The organism is Candidatus Dependentiae bacterium (genome assembly GCA_013821315.1).
Lineage (GTDB): Bacteria > Babelota > Babeliae > Babelales > Babelaceae > JACDHA01.
Map to the genome: position 1 here is coordinate 1 of JACDHA010000011.1, position 18,089 is coordinate 18,089.

Sequence of the window (18,089 nt, forward strand, 5' to 3'; positions counted from 1 at the left end):
AGCTACTTTAGATACTGCGAACGTAGACAAAAACATTTCTCAAGATATTAAAATTAATGAAAGACACGCACCTTATGAATACACAGCATAGTATAGATTTTGAGAAGCTTATACACGAAGCAACCCCCCATTTTGCTCGTAGTGGTGGAAAAGGTGGTCAAAATGTCAATAAAGTTGAAACAAAAGTAGAGCTTCAGTTTAATATTCCCCAGTCAAGAGTGCTTGATGAGGATATGAAAGCGCGGCTTATGAAAAAGCTAGCAAGTAAAATTGATCATGAAGGAAATTTACATGTAAATTCTAGCAAAGAACGGCAACAACATGCCAATAGAATAGCTGCTGAAAAATTGCTCATTAAACTTATAACCTTTGGGCTTAAAGAGGCTAAAAAGCGAGTTCCTACCGGGCCCTCCAAAGCTGCTAAGCATAAGCGTGTAGAGACTAAACGCCAACATGCAACTAAAAAGAAATTACGCCAAGAAAAAAGTTTTGAAGATTAACTTGCTTTTAGTAGTTTAGGGGGCTTATCGTTAAAGCTAATATAGTTACTTAGCTTTTCAGCACACGGAGAATATGTGAAGCGTTTACCCATAAGTATGCTTATAAAAGAATTGTATGTACCTAAATTACTACAAAACAATGTATTTAAAAAAAGGCCCTTAAGCTTATTTTTTAAATTAGTTACCTTATAAATAGTACCTAAAAGTTCTTAGTATTATATTTTATAAAAAGGACATGTATCTGTATGAAATTACTAAAATATAAAATTCTTTCTCCTATTCTCTTACAATTAACAACTTATACTATGCATTTGCCAAAAGAACAAGCATGCAGCGTAAACGAGTCTGTAGTAAGCAATAGTGCTGAAAATAGTAATTTGAAGTTATATAGTATTCTTAAAGCTGACGAGATAAGAGCTAGATTAGCACAAAACGATTCGGATGCACTTGTTAAAGTCAGATCATACCTCGCTTCTAAAACACAACAAATATTTAATGCAATAGAGCATGATCAGAACGAAGTTGTAAAAAAGTTTCTTGAGCTAGGCTTTAACAAAGAAACAAAAAATGCAGCTGGTAAAAGTATGTTAGAGATTGCTTTAATTTATAACAGCAAAAAAGTTATAGATCTTCTTATGCAAAACAATTGATGTAAGGAAGATGGCTTTCTCAACCAAGCCATCTTTTTTATAATTATAATTACTTTAGTTTAATTTTGTTCTTTTAAAAACTAAGATTTTTGTCTACTTAAATGCACTTTTTAAAGTTTATTCTAAATTTAACAAGTTCTTGTTTTGCGTTTAAGATTAAGTAAACTAAGAAGTATAAAAATAGTTATAGAGTCTGTTAGAAATAAGAAAGAATGAATGAAAATATTTGTGCTATTGACTATATTATCTTTGTCTTATGTAAGTAAAGCAGTAGTGATAACTACTGAAGATGCTCAGAAGATTGGTCTTTTAGTCTGGAAAAATGAAGCTTTACAAAAAAGAGATTTACTTGTTTTCTGGAATGTATTAGAGTCTTTTCCTTCTTTAGGTATTGGCCATTGTATTTGGTATCTTGAAGGTCAAAGTGGTCCTTATACACAGCAGTTTCCCTGCTTATGTACTTATTTACAAAATCATGGTATTGCTTTACCCCATTGGTTAGAAAAGGCAAAAGAGATAGGAGCTCCATGGCATTCTAGAGAAGAGTTTTTAGAAGATAACCAAAGAACAGAAGAATTACGCTCTCTTTTATTTTCCACAATTGATTTACAAACAAAATATATGGTTGAACGCTTAGAAGAGCGGTTAACACTAATTATAAATGCTGTATCAGAAACAGAAAAAGCGCGTGTCTTAGAGAATATTGAGTTAATGAAAAGTACTTTGCTGGGTACTTATGCCTTAGTTGACTATCTTAACTTTAAAGGCGATGGTCTTAATTCTACAGAGAATCGTAAAGGAGAACGCTGGGGGTTACTACAAGTACTTTTAGGCATGTCTAGTGGAGTAAATAAAAAGACAGTTCTTAAGGTCTTTACTATTTCAGCAGCAGAAGTATTGCTTAGACTTATCAAGAATTCAGACCCAGATTACAACCCTATAAAATTTTTTAATGGGTGGATGAGTCGCCTTAGTACTTATTGCAATGAAACTATTTTAAATACTATATAGCTATTATATTTTAATTTTTATTTGCTAGTAAAGGCCACAATGTATTATCTTCAAGCCCATCAAGTTTAAAGATATAAGCGCCTTTTAATCCGTATTTTTTTGCAAGAGCAATTCTGCTAGCAATAGCTTGAGCATCTATAAAACAGACATAACGTGTCTCATTGCCTAATTTATAGGTAAACGCTAGCTCACCTCCAGCAGTACGCTTTGGTATAACAGTATAATTTTGAGAAAGAGATTGTGCTTGTGGATAAGATATGTTGCGTATTTTCTTAAAATAAAAATGGGACATAACCGTCTCTGGTTTAATGCTAAACTCTAACCCATAAGAGCCAATACCAAGTACTAACTTATGTGCTGGTATATACGAAAGCGCATACTGTATAATAGCTTTAAGCCATTGAGTTGAAGCATGAGAAATATAATAACCAGATTTCAAATAATCAGGATTATATTGATAAGGTGTACCCCATTCATCATATCCCATAAGGTGTATTTGATCGCAGCATTGGGCTAATGCTTTCTTGTAATTACGTGCTTGAATGCCCTTGCCTGGGTGCAGTGATACTGAGGGTGCACGCGCAGCTGAAGGTTTTCTATTTAAATGTTTATTTATAAAAAGCCCGGTGCTTGAATCGCTTACTCTACCACCGACACAACAACATAATAATTTGTTATAGCTGTGTAATTTTTGCGAAAGGGTTTTCATAAAGGAAATAAAGCTATTTCGATCTTCAGATTTAATGCGTTCGTAATTTATATTTATACCATCAAATTTGTTATCTACTACTAAAGATACCAGTTCATTAATATGTTTTAGCCTAGTACGAGAATTAAATAACAAGTTATGTAACAATTGGGTATTAGTAGAAAAAATAGTTGGTATAATTTTAATTTTTTTTAAATGACATTCTCGAAAAAAATTTTGCCAGACATTAGCATTTTTTTTAAAGGTATCGATTATCTTGCCTTGTTTGTTAAGTTCATAAGAAAAAGGGCTTAGTTGTTCAAATAAAGTAGAATGAGCAGATGCTACACTTAGTGCTTCTTTACATTTCCAGTAAGGCAACCAAGCACCTAATAAAAAACTTTGCGAATTACTAGAGTATACATTTGTTAACATTATACTATAAATAGTAATTAGAAAAAAATAATATCTCATCTGACTTCCCCCTTTAATAGTATTATAATTCAGAAAGGTTTCTAAAAACAATAGAGTATATTTGCAGAAACTAAAAGAGCATAGTATTTAATGGCATCCCGCCAAAGCAGCTTAATGGTAAAATGGCAAGCTGTTTAGATGGCATGTAGCTAGGCTGCTATACTGGCTTGACGGTTAATAGTCGTGGTGTAAAAGTATGTTTTTATAGCCTTTATATTTAGTTTGTCGCTATAATTACAAGGACAATTATAATTTTGTTATTTTTAGGTGTTGTATGCTTGCTCTATTAGAAGTTAAAAATTTAGTTAAAAAGTTTGGCACATTTAGTGCAGTTAATAACATTTCTTTTTCTGTTAAACAAGGAGAAATTGTTGGTTTATTAGGAGCTAATGGTGCGGGTAAAACTACTACTATACAAATGCTTTTAACAGCGATAACGCCAACATCTGGCTCTATTAATTACTTTGGGCTTGAACTTGCTACACATAGGTCAGAAATATTACAGCAAGTTGCCTTTGCAAGTACCTATGTTAAAATGCCAGGTAATATTACGGTATATAATAATTTAGACATCTATGGTCGCTTATATGGTCTTTCTGGTAAACAACGCAAACAGGTAATTGAAAAATATCTGTATACATTTGGCATGTGGCATATGCGTGATAGCCCAGTAGCTTTATTGTCTGCTGGACAAACTACTCGTGCTATGTTAGCAAAAGCATTTTTAGCTAATCCTCGTATTATTTTGCTTGATGAACCTACAGCTAGTCTTGATCTTGATGTTGCTTTAGAAGTACGTGCCTTTATTTTAGAGCAACGTAGGAAAAATGATTGCACAGTATTAATTACTTCTCATAATATGGATGAGGTTGCGGCAGTATGCGATAGAGTACTTGTTATGCAGCATGGAGCTCTTATTGCTAATGATACACCAGCACGACTTGCAGCTACCCTCAATCAAGCTCGTATAGAATTAGTTATTGAGCATAATCAAGAAGCTGCATGTACGTATGCTCGCAAACACGCTCTTGAGTATAGACTTAAAGCAAATACCTTTGTTGTACGTATTGATGAGTATAAGATAGCAGCCTTCCTTAAACATTTTGCAGCTGCAGATATTGAGTATAGTTCTATTACTATTGATAAGCCTTCGCTTGAGGACTATTTTTTACACATGACGCATAACCAGAAAAAGAATATTACTCTTTTATAATGTAACTCTAGAAAGTATATGCCATGAAATTACATCGTGTTGTTGCTGTAATGCTCCGTTATTTTTTATTATACCCAACGAGCTTTGGGCGTCTACTAGATATATTTTACTGGCCAATGCGAGATATTATTATGTGGGGTCTTACAAGTGTATGGGCATTTAAGACACAACCTGATAATGATAAATTGCTTTTTTCAATGCTTGCGGGTGTAGTTTTATGGCAAGTAGTGCTACGCAGTAATACTTCAACAGGCTTAAGTGTATTTGAGGATATAGTCTCACAAAATTTACTCAATATGGTTTCTACCCCAGTTACACTTTCAGAATGGATTGCTGGTATTATGGGCATGAGTGGGATACTAGCTTTTAGTGCTCTTGTCTTTAGTATTGTCATAGCTAAAATACTATATGGTATAAATATATTTTCTGTTGGCATAGTGTTATTGCCTTTGATTATTATATTATTACTTTTTGGTTGGTCTTTAGGGTTTTTTGGTGCATCATGCGTTTTGTATGGAGGTACTAAAGGACTTTCTTTTATCTATATTATATCTTGGTCGTTTGCACCGTTTGTTGGTATTTTTTATCCTTTAAGTGTACTTCCTAGTTGGTGTGTCAGTGTATCAAAAGGTATACCTGCTAGTTATGTGTTTGAGCAACTCAGATCAATAAGTTTAAATGGTACCTATGTCAGAGAGCAGTTACTCGTAGCATTTGCTTTAAGTTGTGTCTATCTTATAATTGCTTTAGCTATTTTTGTATTAGTGTTTAAACACAGTAAAGCTAGGGGTGTTGCGCAACTGCAGTAATATTTTTAGCATAACGGTATGAGGATGATAGTAGAAATTATTATTAAATGCTTAAAGCAGATTAAGAGAGCGAAAAGCGTCAGCTAATGTATGATAATCACCGTTTTTAAGTTCTATGCTAGTTATGCCAGCTGCTTGTGCTGCCTTAAGGTTCTCTTTTTGATTATCAACAAAAACACAGTCCTGAGAGTTAAGATTATATAGTTTAAGCATATGTTTAAAACATTGTATATCTGGTTTAGCATAACCAATCCGACTTGATATAACAATGTCTTCAGGATTAAAATCAGCAAATGTAGTCTGACCTGTCCATGAATTATAAATTAGGTCAAAAGAAGCACTGTCCCAGTTGGAAAGGACCATAAGGCGCGTAGTGGGACATGCTGTTTTGCAAGCATGTACTAGTTCTATGCCGGCTTTTATAGGTTTTACGGTACTAGCAAAAAGAGCAGGTGTAAAAAGTGCTTTAATTGCGTTGTCAACAAGTTTTCTTTCGGCATCGTCAGCTAATACTTGAAGTCCTCTGGAACTTGTTGATTGATCGGTTACTTGTGCTACAATTTCAGGACCTGTTTTTTCACCAGTAAACCACTGGTACATACAATAAGGTAATAGATTGTTTTTTTCGTCATAAGGCATGATAGAATCTTTAGGATACTCTTGTAAACTATCTAATACTTTAAACATAAGTGGTCTAATGTTAGGTATTTTAAAGTTAGTTATGCTATACCATACTAAAGAACCAATGCCGATATTTTTAGCCATACGCATTTTACTTACACGTAAGAGTATTCCTGCTATATCCCAAATGATTACTTTAGGTTGTCTAACGAGAGGAACTGCTTGCATAGGTAGAGTTATAAATAAAAATAAAATACAGTACCAGGCTAATTTGTTTATATAAATACGCATCATGCTTGTTTTCCTTAAGTTAAAAAATTAAAGTACATTAAGAGAGCGGAGTGTATCAGCTACTGTATGATAGTTGCCTTTATCAAGGTGGATAGCATGCATACCACATTTTTCTGCAGCTTTAACATTTTCTAGTTGGTCGTCGATAAAAATACATTCATGAGCAGCCAAGTTATATGTACGTAAAAAATGCTCAAAACAGTGAAGGTCTGGCTTTGCGTATCCTATAGAACCAGATATCATACAATCATCTGCTTTAAAGTGTTGGAGTATAACTTTTCCTGTCCGATTATTGCGTAGTAAATCAAAAGAAAGTCTATCCCAATTAGAAAGTATCATCATGCGTGTGGTGCCATGTGCTACACATGCTCTTAGTAGATCGCGCCCTGCTTTAATAGGTTTAACACCATGAGCAAATGTTTGTGGTGTAAACAGAGTATTTGATAAGCGAGTACATATTTTTTTTTGAGTGTTACCTGTGAAAAATCCTGGTTGATTATCTGCTTCTATAAAATCTTGTATTTGTTTATTAATAAAAGGCCCTGTTTGTTCTCCTGTTATCCATTTATACATACAATAAGGTAATTCTTTGCCATTTTCATCATGTATTATTGGAATGTTTTTTGGCATTGGTTCAACATGGTTAAGTACTTTAAAAAGTAAATCAGTGAATGCTGGGCTAGGCAAATGCGTAATAGTATAGTGTATAAGGGATCCTAATCCTATTTCGAAAGCTAAACTCATTCTGCTTGATCTAAAAAGAACTCCACCCAAATCCCAGACTATAATTTTAGGTTTAACTTTAGCTGGTTGTGCTTTATTATCGGCTTTAATTGGTAGTACTAAAAGAGTTGCAAAAAAAATAGAAATGACACTGTATTTGGTTAACATGTTAATTTCCTTAAAAGATAATTTTACAAGTGATTAGGCTAGTTTTTTTAGTATACTCTACTTAGTTTGGTATCTTAAAGAGTCTACAATAAGTTATACAAAAATTAAGACATATATTGACATTAGTAATTCTAATCTGTTATGTTTAGTGCAAATATAATATTATAATAACAAAAGTTACTACGAGGTATTTTCATGAAACAAACCTTTCTCTCTTGCGTACTAGCCACTTTATTAATAGTATTTTCAGTTAAGTCCATGGTTCAATTTGACAAGCAATTAACTTCTCAGGAGTCTAGACCTCAAAAAGAAGTGCTGAGTGATTTAGGGCGTATACTTAAAGTAAAACCAGACTTTATAGCTCTGGCACTTGCAGTTGAACAATCAAAAAAACCAATACCTATTTTAGATACTATCACATCAGATCAACGAGAGTTAACAAAACAGTTAATTAACACAAGGCTTGCTGATAGTGAAAATGATACATTGCTCCTTAAGTTTATAAAACAGAGTGCAGCGGATGTTTTAAATATACAAGTATTACGTAATTTTTTAATATTAGGAGCGAGTACTTCTGTAAAAGATCATCTTGGCACGGCTCCTCTTCATTTTTTAGTATGTAAAGAAAATGCACAAGAGATTGTTAAGCTTATTAGTGATTATGAAAAAGTTGATCTTAGTGTTGAGGATATGGCTGGCAAAACTCCTTTGCATTACGCTGTAATTTGTCTTGAAAAGCCAAATGATGGTGTGATAAAAAAAGCAGTTGTAAGATCTTTGCTACAATTAGGTGCTGACGTTACTAAAGAAGATAAACAAAAAAATACACCTTTAGATTTAGCCGTTAAAAGTACTAATAGAAACCTTATAGAACTATTGCGCTCATATAACGCTCCTGTAAGTCAACGTACTTTAGATAATGCTAAAAATAACTCAGATATTGTAGAACTCTTAAAAAGAGAATATCAGCCAAAAATGTTAATGCGTAGTGATGCATCACGTAACTTAAGAAACATATTCCAGCAATAATTTAGAGTACCTGAAGGTAGCGCAACGTATTAGCTAAAACGACATATTGTCTTTAGATGTATTCCATTCATGCTACAGGCTTGAGCTGATTTAATATTTTCTAGTTGATCATCAATAAATATGCAATTGTGCGGATCTAATTTATAGGTAATAATCATATACTCAAATGCACGGGGATCTGGCTTTGTGTAGCCTATGATTCCTGATAAAATAATATTATCTAATTTAAAGTTGCTAAACGCTATACGCCCTACCAAAGAATTATAAACTTCAGTAAATGAAAGACTATCCCAAGTATACTACGTAAAAAATGTGAGTATTAATTAAAAGTACTTTAAGCACATGAATCTTGATTATTTTGCATATTAAAACTAATTTTTAGATTATCAATAATGCAGCATTAATGCTAGTGCCTTACTGCTTGCTTTTTTCTTGCATTTTAAGCAAAAAAAAGTATAGATTAAAATTAAAACCTTGCTATGCTGACGGATAAAAATAATGATGGTAGAGTTATTTAATAAAATTAAGAATTTTGAAGAACATCATCAAGTATTATTCGCTTTGGTAGTAGTACTAGGTATCGTATGTTTTTCGTGGGGTGTAGAAAATATATTAGAAAGTTACTTGTTCCCTCGTAATCCTGTATGTGGTTATGTAGTTGCAATAGCATTTGGCCTTTTTCTGTTATGGCTTAGTAAGTATGTTATATTACAAGTGATGTAGTAAGTAGCTTTGACAGTATAACATCAAGATAACTTGCTGTTACGCTGTTGTGATGTTACGAAAAGAAGCGCAGATTGCGCCTCTTTTCGTTTTATAATTTTTAATTTTTATGGGTTTTATAAGGGATATTGCCCCTTATGAATTGCTAGTTTTATTAACCTGTCAGTTGTTTTGTGTTGCAGCATGGTTAAAGCCTATAATAGAAAGAGCCTCTTGTAGTGTCTTTGTGTCTTGAGGATTGTCTTTTAGTAAACTAAATAACGTAGAAACTGTATCAACAAAGGTGTCCGGGTTTTTAGCTTTATGGAGTTCTTTTTCAAGAGCTTGCTCTAGTGTTTCGTTATTAATAAGAATGTTAAACGTAAGAGCTAATCTATCTTTTTTTGATGAAAATAGTGCTGTCCAGAATGTAGAAATCTTGTGATTAGGTGTTACAGCAAAATGTACGTTATTAGGGGACATGTCATCGTAATAATCTGCACGATCGCTGGCATGAGTAACTATATTTTGAGAGCTAAAAGCATTAAAAGCTATAGGGCTATCACCCTTTTGTTCAACTCCTTTAGGGTCAAAAAGACCAGCTAGAAGATCAGTAGAGTAACGTGTGTAAGTGATAGCTGGATTATCCTTGCTGGTAATCCACTGTGCATTTGGAATAAGAGTATTGTCTTCATAAAGCCAATTACTTACTACAGGATGAAAGGTAATATTATAAATGCCGTCTGGTGAAGGCAATGTACCCCATAGAGCAATAGTAAAGGTAGCATTACTGCCTATACTTTCAAGTATTTGGCTAAGGGAGCTGTTTATTGCCTCTTGTTTTTTTTCTTCTGATGCATCTTGAGCAACTGATTCTAAGGCATGTTCTATAGGAAAATTTAATTGTGTTAATAATTGTTCGGCAAAATGGCGCGAAAAAGCTGAACTTGCTAGTTTAGGATCGCTTTGGATAAGTGCAAGCCTGCTTCTTTGTGTATAGGGAGTTGCATATCTTCCTATGGCAGGCACCCCGCCACTAAGAGCTAAATTAGGAATAATTTTTGGGTTATATGATTTTTGTGTTAGAAATGAATAATCAAATTCTTTCTCGTTTACATTAAGAAGGGCAGCTTTGCCTAAAACTGTCAGATCCATAGCTTTCATTGAGTAGCTTATACAGCAGAGTGCTGAAAGTAAAACTATAAGTGATTGTACCATTATATTGTTCCAATTTTTTTAAAGTATATTTTTTACGTTTTAAAAGGCAAGAGTATTGCTGGCAAAATGTATTACCATCAAGCCATCTTGATGCCGAGTTGTCAAAGCGACATAGATTTAAGCTGGCATAGTCATATAACACTCGCTATTATGAATCTACTTCTCATAATAGCTAGTAGGTAAAGTTTTGTAGTAACAGTAAGCCATTATGTTGCTATGCTGGCAAAAAGTATTTATTGATGGTTAATAATATCTTGCACTAGTTGTTGTGCTTGTGGCAAGTTGCGTCGTAGTAAGTTAACAAATGTTTTCCATATTTTAACATTGGTTACGCTTTGGCTTAAAGCTGGTATTGTTACACTGCCATCAGCATTAATATTGTTATTTTGGATTTCTTGTAATGCCTGTAAAAAGTCTATAGCTCTTACGCGAACAAAATCTATTTTTTCAGCACCGTGGTGCCTTAGCCATTGGTTACCATGTTTGTTTTTTAGTTGAGTAAGTCTGTTACGAAAATCAGCTGCAGAGTGTAAGCCAATATTACCCTTGCGATCAGGAATATTTTCAAAATTAACAGCAAATAAATAGTAATCACCTGGAGCTGCGGGCTTAGTATCATGAATTAACTTAGTGAAGCCAAATTGATTTGGTTGAGAAGCGCGTACTATTGCTTTTTTCGTTTCAGAACTTGGATAAACCATAAGGGATTCTTCTTGGAACTCACGTGTTGCTGTATTAATGGCATTTTTAATAAAATCAGCAGGTTGCATTCCCACTATATCTTGACCTTTACTACCTCCACCAAAATCATGCCAATCTCTATGAGATTCAAGACCTAAGAGAAAATAGGCTTGACCATTGATATAGTCATAGGGTAAAATGCCTGCATTGTAGGCAACTGCAAAGCCTTGCAGAAATAGTGTTAATGCTATAATTATTCTTTTCATTGTATTTATCTTTCGTAAAAATGGAATTATAAAATTATTAAATATTATAAAATTAATTATATATGAAAATAATTTTATAATCAAGTGTATATTGGACCTTAAGCAGCTAAGAGATCTTAATGGCCAATATACAAGTTAGTAAGATAATCAATTTTTTTGGCCTTTTGCTATTAAAAACTATATTTGTTGAAAACTTGACAGCTAAGTATAAAAAAAGTAAGACTCAGGTAGGATAAAGCAGCATGCTGTTGTGCTGTCAAAACGGTATAGCGCTTTGCGAGCAAAATGGTATACTGGCCAGGCACATATGACTTTAATTACGAGGTGAATGTATGAGAATGATCGCTGTAGCAAACCATAAGGGTGGAGTTGGTAAAAGTACCACCGTTATTAATTTAGGGGCAGCATTAGCTTTGTTGGGTAAAAAAGTATTATTGATTGATACTGATCCCCAAGGTCATACTACTCTCGGACTTGGCGTTAAAACTAAAGAAAAGCAAACTCTAGCAGAGTTATTATGTCAAGATGATGTATTGCCAGAAGATGTTATTCAAAACACCTATATTAAAGGCCTTGATATAATTCCTAGTGATTTATCTCTTTCTGTAGCTGAAATGAAATTATCTACCATGACGGCAAAGGAGTTTAAACTCCGTAATAAACTGCGTACTCTAACAGGTTATGATATTATTATTTTTGACTGTGCACCTACTTTTGGTGCGTTACCAATGAATGTGTTTACAACAGCCACTGAAGTAATACTGCCTATACAGTTGGGCTATTTTTCATTAGAAGGGGTAAGTAATTTTATTGATACGCTGCAGTTTATTAATAAAAATGTAGGCCCTATTATTAATCACGAAGTAGGACTTAGTGGAGTATTAATTACCTTTTATGATATACGCACAAAACTAGCACGTGAAGTGCTTGCAAGTGTACACGAGACCTTTAATAGCCGTGTGTTTGAAACGACTATACCTCAAAATATTAAGCTTAATGAAGCTCAATCAAACGGAAAAGCAATCTTTGATTATGATGCAGATTGTAAAGGTGCTGAAGCTTATATGAACTTAGCAAAAGAATTATTAACTACTAAAAAGGGAAATCATCGTGAGCAGCATATTGGAAATAAGTAAAGATATTAAAAAAAAGCTTTCCTTTAACGATTACAATCAGCCAGCAAGCCAGCAAGGCGATATGCCAGTGACAGCACGCCAGCAAGCAAGTAAGTCATTAGAAGTAAAAGCTGTTGAAGAAAAAGCGAGTAGTAAAATTAAAGCTACCTATTATTTAAGCGAAGAAGATAATAGGGCGCTTACCGCTTTATACATTAATCGTCTTCAGAATAATATAAAAACAGATAAATCTTCTTTGATCTGTGAAGCCATACGTTTACTGTATCAAAAAGAGTTATAAGTTATAGCTAAATTAAGTAAAAAGAGAGTAGTGCTAACCACTACTCTCTTTTTATTGTAATCAACCGGGGAAAAACTTGCAGATATAAATCTTTAAAGTCACAAAGGCAAGATTGTGTGTGTAATATTTGCAATAGTAATCGTATAATTTATTTGTGCTTTTTCAACAATAATTCCATTAATTATTATGATGAAAAAACTATTAAGCTAACTGTAGAAGCTCAAAGGGCAGATACTATACCCGCCTCATTGCGCCAGCACAACATCAAGCCGCTAAGCTGGTAAAATGGTTTAATGTTAAAGCGGCATTCACTCTTGAAGATTTGCTTGGCTTACGTGTTTTTCAAGTTGAACAATAAATTTGTATTTATCAAGTACAGATAGAGAACGGCTATTATAAAAAATTTCACTAAAACTATCCCGAATTTCATTATCTAACTGCTTCTGACGGTTTTCAATTTCAGCGTTTAATTGATCCTGATCTAACTCATCTTGAAATTTTTGAATTTCAGCATTTAATTGATCCTCTAATTTCTGAATTTCATCATTCAACGGAAATTTAGGATGTAGTTGAGCTATTGATTTTTGTATAGGATTTACTATGAAATTTAAGATCTGAGAGACTCGAGCAAAATTTGCAGGGGTAGGGTTCTGAACATTTCTTAATGCTGTTCTAGTTAAGCAATCATAAGCTTCACTTAAAGCTGTTTTGCCTTGTATATCTTCAATAAGAGCATCTGCATTAGCTGCTAATAGAGACTGCACTATGTTTAAATTTCCTGCTTTTGCTGCTTCGTGTAAAGCTGTGCGGTGTAAGTTCGTCTCCATATTTATTGCTGACTCACGTTGATTTAATTGTAATAAATAGTTTATCAAGCTGGCTACTATATATTGATTACCATTGGTTGCTGCAACGTAGAGTGGACTATAACCTTTTTTGTCTTGTACAAGTATATTTGCTCCTTGCAATATACTTTTATGCATAGGGATTAACTTGCCTTCACTAGCAGCTACCAAAAGTTTTTGGTCATAATATTTTTGATTGTAGCCACTAATAAGTTTTAAAAAGCTCATGCCTTGTAGAGGCAAAGTAAAAAGAGAAAAAACAAGAAATGCTTGTTTGAGCATACAGTAGTCCGTTGATGATATGGTGTTGCATTTATATACTAAAACTCTATTCTAGGTGTATTAACTCTTTAATAATACTGTATTATAAGGATATTACAATGAAAAAAATGTTGCTTGTTTGTTTTCTAGTACAAGCTGTTATACCAATTATAAGTGCTGCTGGATTTGTACCTAAAAATAAGCCTTTTGATACTAAGCATGCACTTATAGGGGCCTCCGTAGGTACAGCAGTAGGTTTTATATGGTGGTTTAATAACATTAATACTCGTGAATCAATTAAGTCTTCTACTACTTCAAAATTTTTTTATACTTCAAAAATTCTTTATTTTACTCCGGTAAAAAAGAAAATTCATCAGTATCTGGGTGGTACTGTGGGTATATTAAGCTTCGTAGCTTTTATGACAAGCTTATGGGAGTATAATAATTTTAAAAATTGGAATAATCGCATTGATGATCAAGTCTATAAAGATGCAAAAGATACTCACGCTTACGTGTTAACCTCTTGTGCCAAAGCTGCTGAATTACCAGAAGATACTCAAGATATGGTACATATTTCTCAAAAAATAATTGCTCAGATAGATTTATCTGAAACTGGTTCAAAGCAAAAAATTGCTGTAGTAAAAAAATGGTGTATTTTTTTACTACAGCAAGAGTCTATTTTAGCCGATCACCGCATAGCATTAGAAGAACGATTAGCACAAACTACCTATCAAGAGCTTATAATTATTCTTAAGAAAGATGAAGAGTTAATACATAAAACAAGAGAAACTATTCAGTCTAAAAAATAGAGTTTTAAATAAAAATATTTTAAATTATTAAAATGTTTTTATTTAAATATATTGACTTTTTATATCCGTATTATTTATTCTAGTAATAAGAGAATCGCTAACGATATTACCAGGGGAAATTATGAAAAATAATAAACATCAAGAGTTAAAAGAGCAAGATGCTTTTCTAGAAAAAGCACTGCTTGAATCAGAAGATGAATTTATTGTTGATGAGTCAACTGAATATGGTCGAGATCATGACGATAGATTTATAGATCATAAAAGAGACGGACGACCACACGAGTGTAAAGGCTCTCAATGTGAAGATTCAAATTTAAAGCCATAATAGAGCTGTTAGGATCTTCTTTTATATCGCTAGAGTATTATTATTAGTAGTAGATCTCATAAGCAATAAAGCGGCTCCAAAGCTTAAAGATGCTGCATAAGAAAAGCCTGCCCAAGGGCCAAGGAATGTCCATAACAGGCCAACTGTTAAGCTTGAAATAAGATCACCTATTCCTTCGACTGATTGTAACAGTCCGTAACCAGTACCTCTTAGTTGGGTAGGTAGTAAGTCTGCTGCATATGCTTTTCCAAGGGTAGTAACCGCAGCAGCGCTTATACCTGCCAATATAAAAATAACCATCCATAATGACCACTGAGTAGTTACAAAAATTAACCCAATACTTATGCTGCCAAAAAGACTAAAGCCAGCAAGTATTAATAAATTCTTTCTGCTTTTACCTGATGCCTTATCACTTATAGCACCTAAGCTATATTCACTTACTGCTCTGATTATATTAAAAAGTATGTAAAGGAGAATTGCCCAACCTGTGGCAACTAAATAGGAACTGGTTGTGCCAGTTAGCATTTCTTGTGCTCGATAGATAAGCAGTGTCTTATTAAAATTTCCACAACGAAAAACAAATGTACTAAGTACGTAATGCTTAAAATTCTCAGGCAATTGCGCCATACGGGCAAATATATTTAAACTTTGCTGTGTTTTATTAGTAGAAGATAAAGGAGCAGTATCCTGTACAAAATAAAATAGAGAAACTACAGAAAGTGTTCCTGGAATAAAAGAGAATACAAAAATAGTTTTTAAACTGACTGTTGCAAGCAGTAAGTAGGCAAACAAGGGTCCTGCAATACCACCTAGTGTATCTAAAGCGCGATTAAAACCAAAAGCTTTACCATAGTTTTGAGACTCAACTACAGATGCTATCCAGGCATCACGTACTGGTTCGCGTAGGCCTCTTCCTAGCCATGCTAAAGTCTTATATACAATTGCTATCCACGCAGTATGAGCAAAACCTATAAGTCCTACAAAAAGAGGAGTTATAGTGTAGCCTATAAGGAGTAAAAGTTTACGTGATATAACTATATCACTTAAAGGTCCGGCTATAAATTTCATAGCAGTAGAGGCACCATTAGATACGCCACTCATAATGCCTAAAATAAACGGTGCTTGTGTATTGCCTACTAAATCTTTTATAAACAAGGGTAGAATAGCAGTTGTCATTTCGTGGCTAAAATCATTAAAAAAGCTTGTGAGGCCAAAGCCTAGCACTGTGCTTGAGAGCCAGGAGTTTGTAGTTTTAATGTGTTTATTCATACTATAATTTCTAGCTGAGTAAAGGAGTTATTTTAGTAGACTCTACTGCAGAGTAGGATTCTATAGCAATAAATATTATATTTGTTTTGTTACTCGAGTTACTTTATGTGCATAAAAGCTGCCATTAAATGGTAGATCAGGCAAAAAAGTATCTTTGTGTTTAAGATGGGTATCAAAAAAAGCTTGAGCGTAACCATTAGTAAGCGCAATAACAGCAGGTGTATGCTTTGATCCAGTACAAAAGTTAAGACAAAAACGTGCCAGTGGGCATAAAAGAGAAGCATCTGTAAAGGCATAATGACCTACTTGGTCAAGTGTAATGCAGTAACCATAAGGACCTAAACAGTTACAAAATTGCGTAAGGTTGTCTCTATAGGTTTTTAAAGCTTTATTATATACTAGCCCAAGTGAAGCTGATATGTGAGTATTACTAGCATCTAGTAATGACCCGCGGATAAACATAAAGGGCTTAGAGAATCCTCCAGTAGTTTTTTTCATTAAGGAACCATCTAAACTTATACCTGCTTTAAAACGTTTATCACGACGGCATGCTTCAGCTGCAGCAGCACCCCCAAGCGAATGGCCATAGACGCCCAGGGCATCTAAATTAAGTCGCTCAGTAAACGGTGATTCTTCTCTATTAAGTTGAGTGAGCATAGTTGCAACAAATTGAATATCTGTTACCCAAGTTTCTATTTCTTCCTCTAAGCGTTCAAGATAGGCGTCAAGACCTGCTTGAGAAGTTTGTTCAAATGCTAAAGCAAGGGCGGGATCGAAATTAAGATTATTGCTTTTAAGTAGTGTGGGTGTAAAACAGCCATAGGTGTGATTAATGCCTACAACTACGTAACCATGGCTCGCTAAATCCTGAAGTAAAGCTCTATTAAAAGCACTTAAACTTTTAAGGCCATGCGAAAAGATAATTACGGGGTATGTGGGTTGATCATAAGAAAGCGAAAGTGGTTCCCGTGCTTTGAAATATAATCTTAGAGCAGTAATAAAATCGATAAAATAAAAAAATGAGCGGTGTTTTTGAGCTACTGTTATCGGTGCCCAAAGATGCACAGTAAGCTCTCTCGCATGTTGCTCTCCGCGCTGCTCTTGGCGTTGAATGTCATGCCAGGTGTAAAATGTAGTGTCTACAGCAAAAGGTCCGGTTAGTGTAGGATAGCGTAGGAGAGGAAAAATAAAAAAAGAAAGTATAACAGAGCTACTAGCTAAGCTAAAATATACAGCATGGCTTAGAGGTATGTCGAGCAAAAACATTATACCAAGCGTTGTAGCTCCTACTAGTGCAGTAAAAGCAAATAAGAGCCCAAAAAGAAAGATGCCTAACTGTTTTTTAAACTTCATAATTTCAGTGTAAAGTAGAGACATATATTTTACAAGCAATTGCTAAAGTAATGGGTACTTATTATCTTTTGAAAGTTTATCTGCTTGCCTTACAGGCTCAGGCAATCGATAGCCTTTAGAGCATAAAAGTACGTAATCAATACTCGTCTGTAGGCTTATAAGATGTCCAAGCGAAATAAACAATGGGCTTACATTAGTACGTGTGCGAACTACAGTACCAATAACTTGTTTTTTATAGATAAGTGGCACCCATGAGCCAGCTTGTACTTTCAATTGAGTAGAATCATAATGACCTACAAGCAATGATTTTCCGCAACCAATAGTTGGGATATTAAGCCATAAGCCTAAATGTGATGCGATGCCAAGCCCGCGCGGATGTGCTATACCCATTCCATCGACTAGCAGTAGATCAGGGCGTTGCTTTAATTTAGCAAAAGCCCCTAACATGCAGGGTATTTCACGAAATGAGAGTAATCCTGGAATATAAGGTATGTGTAAAGGTGCTTCGTAAACATGTTTTTCTATAATAACCAAGTCTGGATAGGTCATGAGTACTACTGCAGCACGACCCATACTTGTAGACTCGTTGATTGCCATATCAATACCAGCAATAAAATTAACCTGACCTACATGATCTTCCTTAATAATGTTTTTGGATAGCTCTCGTTGTAATTCGATGGCCGTTTCTTTTGTAACTTCCCAACTGTGCAATTGTTTTAATGTCATAGCTTTTCCTAATAACATAAAAATAAATTAAAAATTAATGG

At 34.1% G+C, this 18,089-nt stretch carries 21 protein-coding genes; 11 read left to right on the forward strand and 10 right to left on the reverse strand.

All coding sequences use genetic code 11. The annotated features are described in order from the left end of the window. Positions 1–74: 74 nt before the first annotated feature. From arfB to H0X48_03495, 3 genes are all read left to right on the forward strand, one after another. Positions 75–500 (forward strand): aminoacyl-tRNA hydrolase, encoded by a 426-nt coding sequence (arfB, locus tag H0X48_03485; protein MBA3954351.1) that lies wholly within the window; start codon positions 75–77, stop codon positions 498–500. A 245-nt stretch (positions 501–745) separates the two neighbouring features. After that, entirely contained in the window at positions 746–1,150 is a 405-nt protein-coding gene (locus H0X48_03490; GenBank protein ID MBA3954352.1) for a hypothetical protein, read from the forward strand. 216 nt (positions 1,151–1,366) lie between these two features. Beyond that, positions 1,367–2,161: a hypothetical protein gene (locus H0X48_03495; protein ID MBA3954353.1), complete on the forward strand. Its 795-nt coding sequence runs from the start codon at positions 1,367–1,369 to the stop codon at positions 2,159–2,161. A 10-nt stretch (positions 2,162–2,171) separates the two neighbouring features. Here H0X48_03495 and H0X48_03500 read toward each other — a convergent pair whose 3' ends face one another. Further along, positions 2,172–3,323, reverse strand: a complete 1,152-nt coding sequence (locus H0X48_03500; GenBank protein ID MBA3954354.1) for a hypothetical protein — start codon at positions 3,321–3,323, stop codon at positions 2,172–2,174. Positions 3,324–3,597: 274 nt separating this feature from the next. Between H0X48_03500 and H0X48_03505 the strand changes: the two genes are divergently transcribed. Further along, positions 3,598–4,536 (forward strand): ABC transporter ATP-binding protein, encoded by a 939-nt coding sequence (locus tag H0X48_03505; GenBank protein MBA3954355.1) that lies wholly within the window; start codon positions 3,598–3,600, stop codon positions 4,534–4,536. Between the two features lie 23 nt (positions 4,537–4,559). Beyond that, complete coding sequence (locus H0X48_03510) at positions 4,560–5,345, forward strand: ABC transporter permease (protein ID MBA3954356.1); 786 nt, start codon at positions 4,560–4,562, stop codon at positions 5,343–5,345. A gap of 51 nt (positions 5,346–5,396) precedes the next feature. On the opposite strand, the gene H0X48_03515 is transcribed toward H0X48_03510, so the two are convergent. Together H0X48_03515 and H0X48_03520 are read right to left on the reverse strand one after the other, a co-directional pair. Further along, positions 5,397–6,260, reverse strand: coding sequence for an HAD-IA family hydrolase (locus H0X48_03515; protein MBA3954357.1), 864 nt, complete (start codon positions 6,258–6,260; stop codon positions 5,397–5,399). A 24-nt stretch (positions 6,261–6,284) separates the two neighbouring features. Beyond that, positions 6,285–7,148, reverse strand: a complete 864-nt coding sequence (locus H0X48_03520) for an HAD-IA family hydrolase (GenBank protein ID MBA3954358.1) — start codon at positions 7,146–7,148, stop codon at positions 6,285–6,287. A gap of 195 nt (positions 7,149–7,343) precedes the next feature. On the opposite strand from H0X48_03520, the gene H0X48_03525 reads away from it, so the two are divergent. Beyond that, positions 7,344–8,177, forward strand: coding sequence for an ankyrin repeat domain-containing protein (locus tag H0X48_03525; GenBank protein ID MBA3954359.1), 834 nt, complete (start codon positions 7,344–7,346; stop codon positions 8,175–8,177). Between the two features lie 29 nt (positions 8,178–8,206). On the opposite strand, the gene H0X48_03530 is transcribed toward H0X48_03525, so the two are convergent. Beyond that, on the reverse strand, positions 8,207–8,434 hold the full coding sequence (locus H0X48_03530; protein ID MBA3954360.1) for an HAD-IA family hydrolase: 228 nt from the start codon (positions 8,432–8,434) through the stop codon (positions 8,207–8,209). Positions 8,435–8,675: 241 nt separating this feature from the next. Between H0X48_03530 and H0X48_03535 the strand changes: the two genes are divergently transcribed. Continuing rightward, the gene (locus H0X48_03535) at positions 8,676–8,900 is read left to right on the forward strand and encodes a hypothetical protein (GenBank protein MBA3954361.1); all 225 of its coding nucleotides are present in this window, start codon (positions 8,676–8,678) and stop codon (positions 8,898–8,900) included. A 162-nt stretch (positions 8,901–9,062) separates the two neighbouring features. Here H0X48_03535 and H0X48_03540 read toward each other — a convergent pair whose 3' ends face one another. Both H0X48_03540 and H0X48_03545 read right to left on the reverse strand, forming a co-directional pair. Continuing rightward, positions 9,063–10,097, reverse strand: a complete 1,035-nt coding sequence (locus H0X48_03540) for a hypothetical protein (protein ID MBA3954362.1) — start codon at positions 10,095–10,097, stop codon at positions 9,063–9,065. A gap of 233 nt (positions 10,098–10,330) precedes the next feature. After that, positions 10,331–11,044 (reverse strand): hypothetical protein, encoded by a 714-nt coding sequence (locus tag H0X48_03545; protein ID MBA3954363.1) that lies wholly within the window; start codon positions 11,042–11,044, stop codon positions 10,331–10,333. 332 nt (positions 11,045–11,376) lie between these two features. Between H0X48_03545 and H0X48_03550 the strand changes: the two genes are divergently transcribed. Both H0X48_03550 and H0X48_03555 read left to right on the forward strand, forming a co-directional pair. Beyond that, positions 11,377–12,180, forward strand: coding sequence for a ParA family protein (locus tag H0X48_03550; protein ID MBA3954364.1), 804 nt, complete (start codon positions 11,377–11,379; stop codon positions 12,178–12,180). After that, positions 12,155–12,460, forward strand: a complete 306-nt coding sequence (locus H0X48_03555) for a hypothetical protein (GenBank protein MBA3954365.1) — start codon at positions 12,155–12,157, stop codon at positions 12,458–12,460. Before H0X48_03550 ends, H0X48_03555 begins: the two co-directional genes overlap by 26 nt. A 308-nt stretch (positions 12,461–12,768) precedes the next feature. Here H0X48_03555 and H0X48_03560 read toward each other — a convergent pair whose 3' ends face one another. Beyond that, the gene (locus tag H0X48_03560; GenBank protein MBA3954366.1) at positions 12,769–13,587 is read right to left on the reverse strand and encodes an ankyrin repeat domain-containing protein; all 819 of its coding nucleotides are present in this window, start codon (positions 13,585–13,587) and stop codon (positions 12,769–12,771) included. A 98-nt stretch (positions 13,588–13,685) separates the two neighbouring features. On the opposite strand from H0X48_03560, the gene H0X48_03565 reads away from it, so the two are divergent. Both H0X48_03565 and H0X48_03570 read left to right on the forward strand, forming a co-directional pair. Next, entirely contained in the window at positions 13,686–14,375 is a 690-nt protein-coding gene (locus H0X48_03565) for a hypothetical protein (protein ID MBA3954367.1), read from the forward strand. Positions 14,376–14,496: 121 nt separating this feature from the next. Then, positions 14,497–14,700, forward strand: a complete 204-nt coding sequence (locus H0X48_03570) for a hypothetical protein (protein ID MBA3954368.1) — start codon at positions 14,497–14,499, stop codon at positions 14,698–14,700. 21 nt (positions 14,701–14,721) lie between these two features. On the opposite strand, the gene H0X48_03575 is transcribed toward H0X48_03570, so the two are convergent. The 3 genes from H0X48_03575 to nfi all read right to left on the reverse strand — a co-directional run bounded on the left by H0X48_03575 (position 14,722) and on the right by nfi (position 18,048). Beyond that, on the reverse strand, positions 14,722–15,969 hold the full coding sequence (locus tag H0X48_03575; GenBank protein ID MBA3954369.1) for an MFS transporter: 1,248 nt from the start codon (positions 15,967–15,969) through the stop codon (positions 14,722–14,724). Between the two features lie 75 nt (positions 15,970–16,044). Then, the gene (locus H0X48_03580) at positions 16,045–17,322 is read right to left on the reverse strand and encodes a hypothetical protein (protein ID MBA3954370.1); all 1,278 of its coding nucleotides are present in this window, start codon (positions 17,320–17,322) and stop codon (positions 16,045–16,047) included. A gap of 42 nt (positions 17,323–17,364) precedes the next feature. Then, the gene (gene nfi, locus H0X48_03585; GenBank protein ID MBA3954371.1) at positions 17,365–18,048 is read right to left on the reverse strand and encodes a deoxyribonuclease V; all 684 of its coding nucleotides are present in this window, start codon (positions 18,046–18,048) and stop codon (positions 17,365–17,367) included. Positions 18,049–18,089 lie beyond the last annotated feature (41 nt).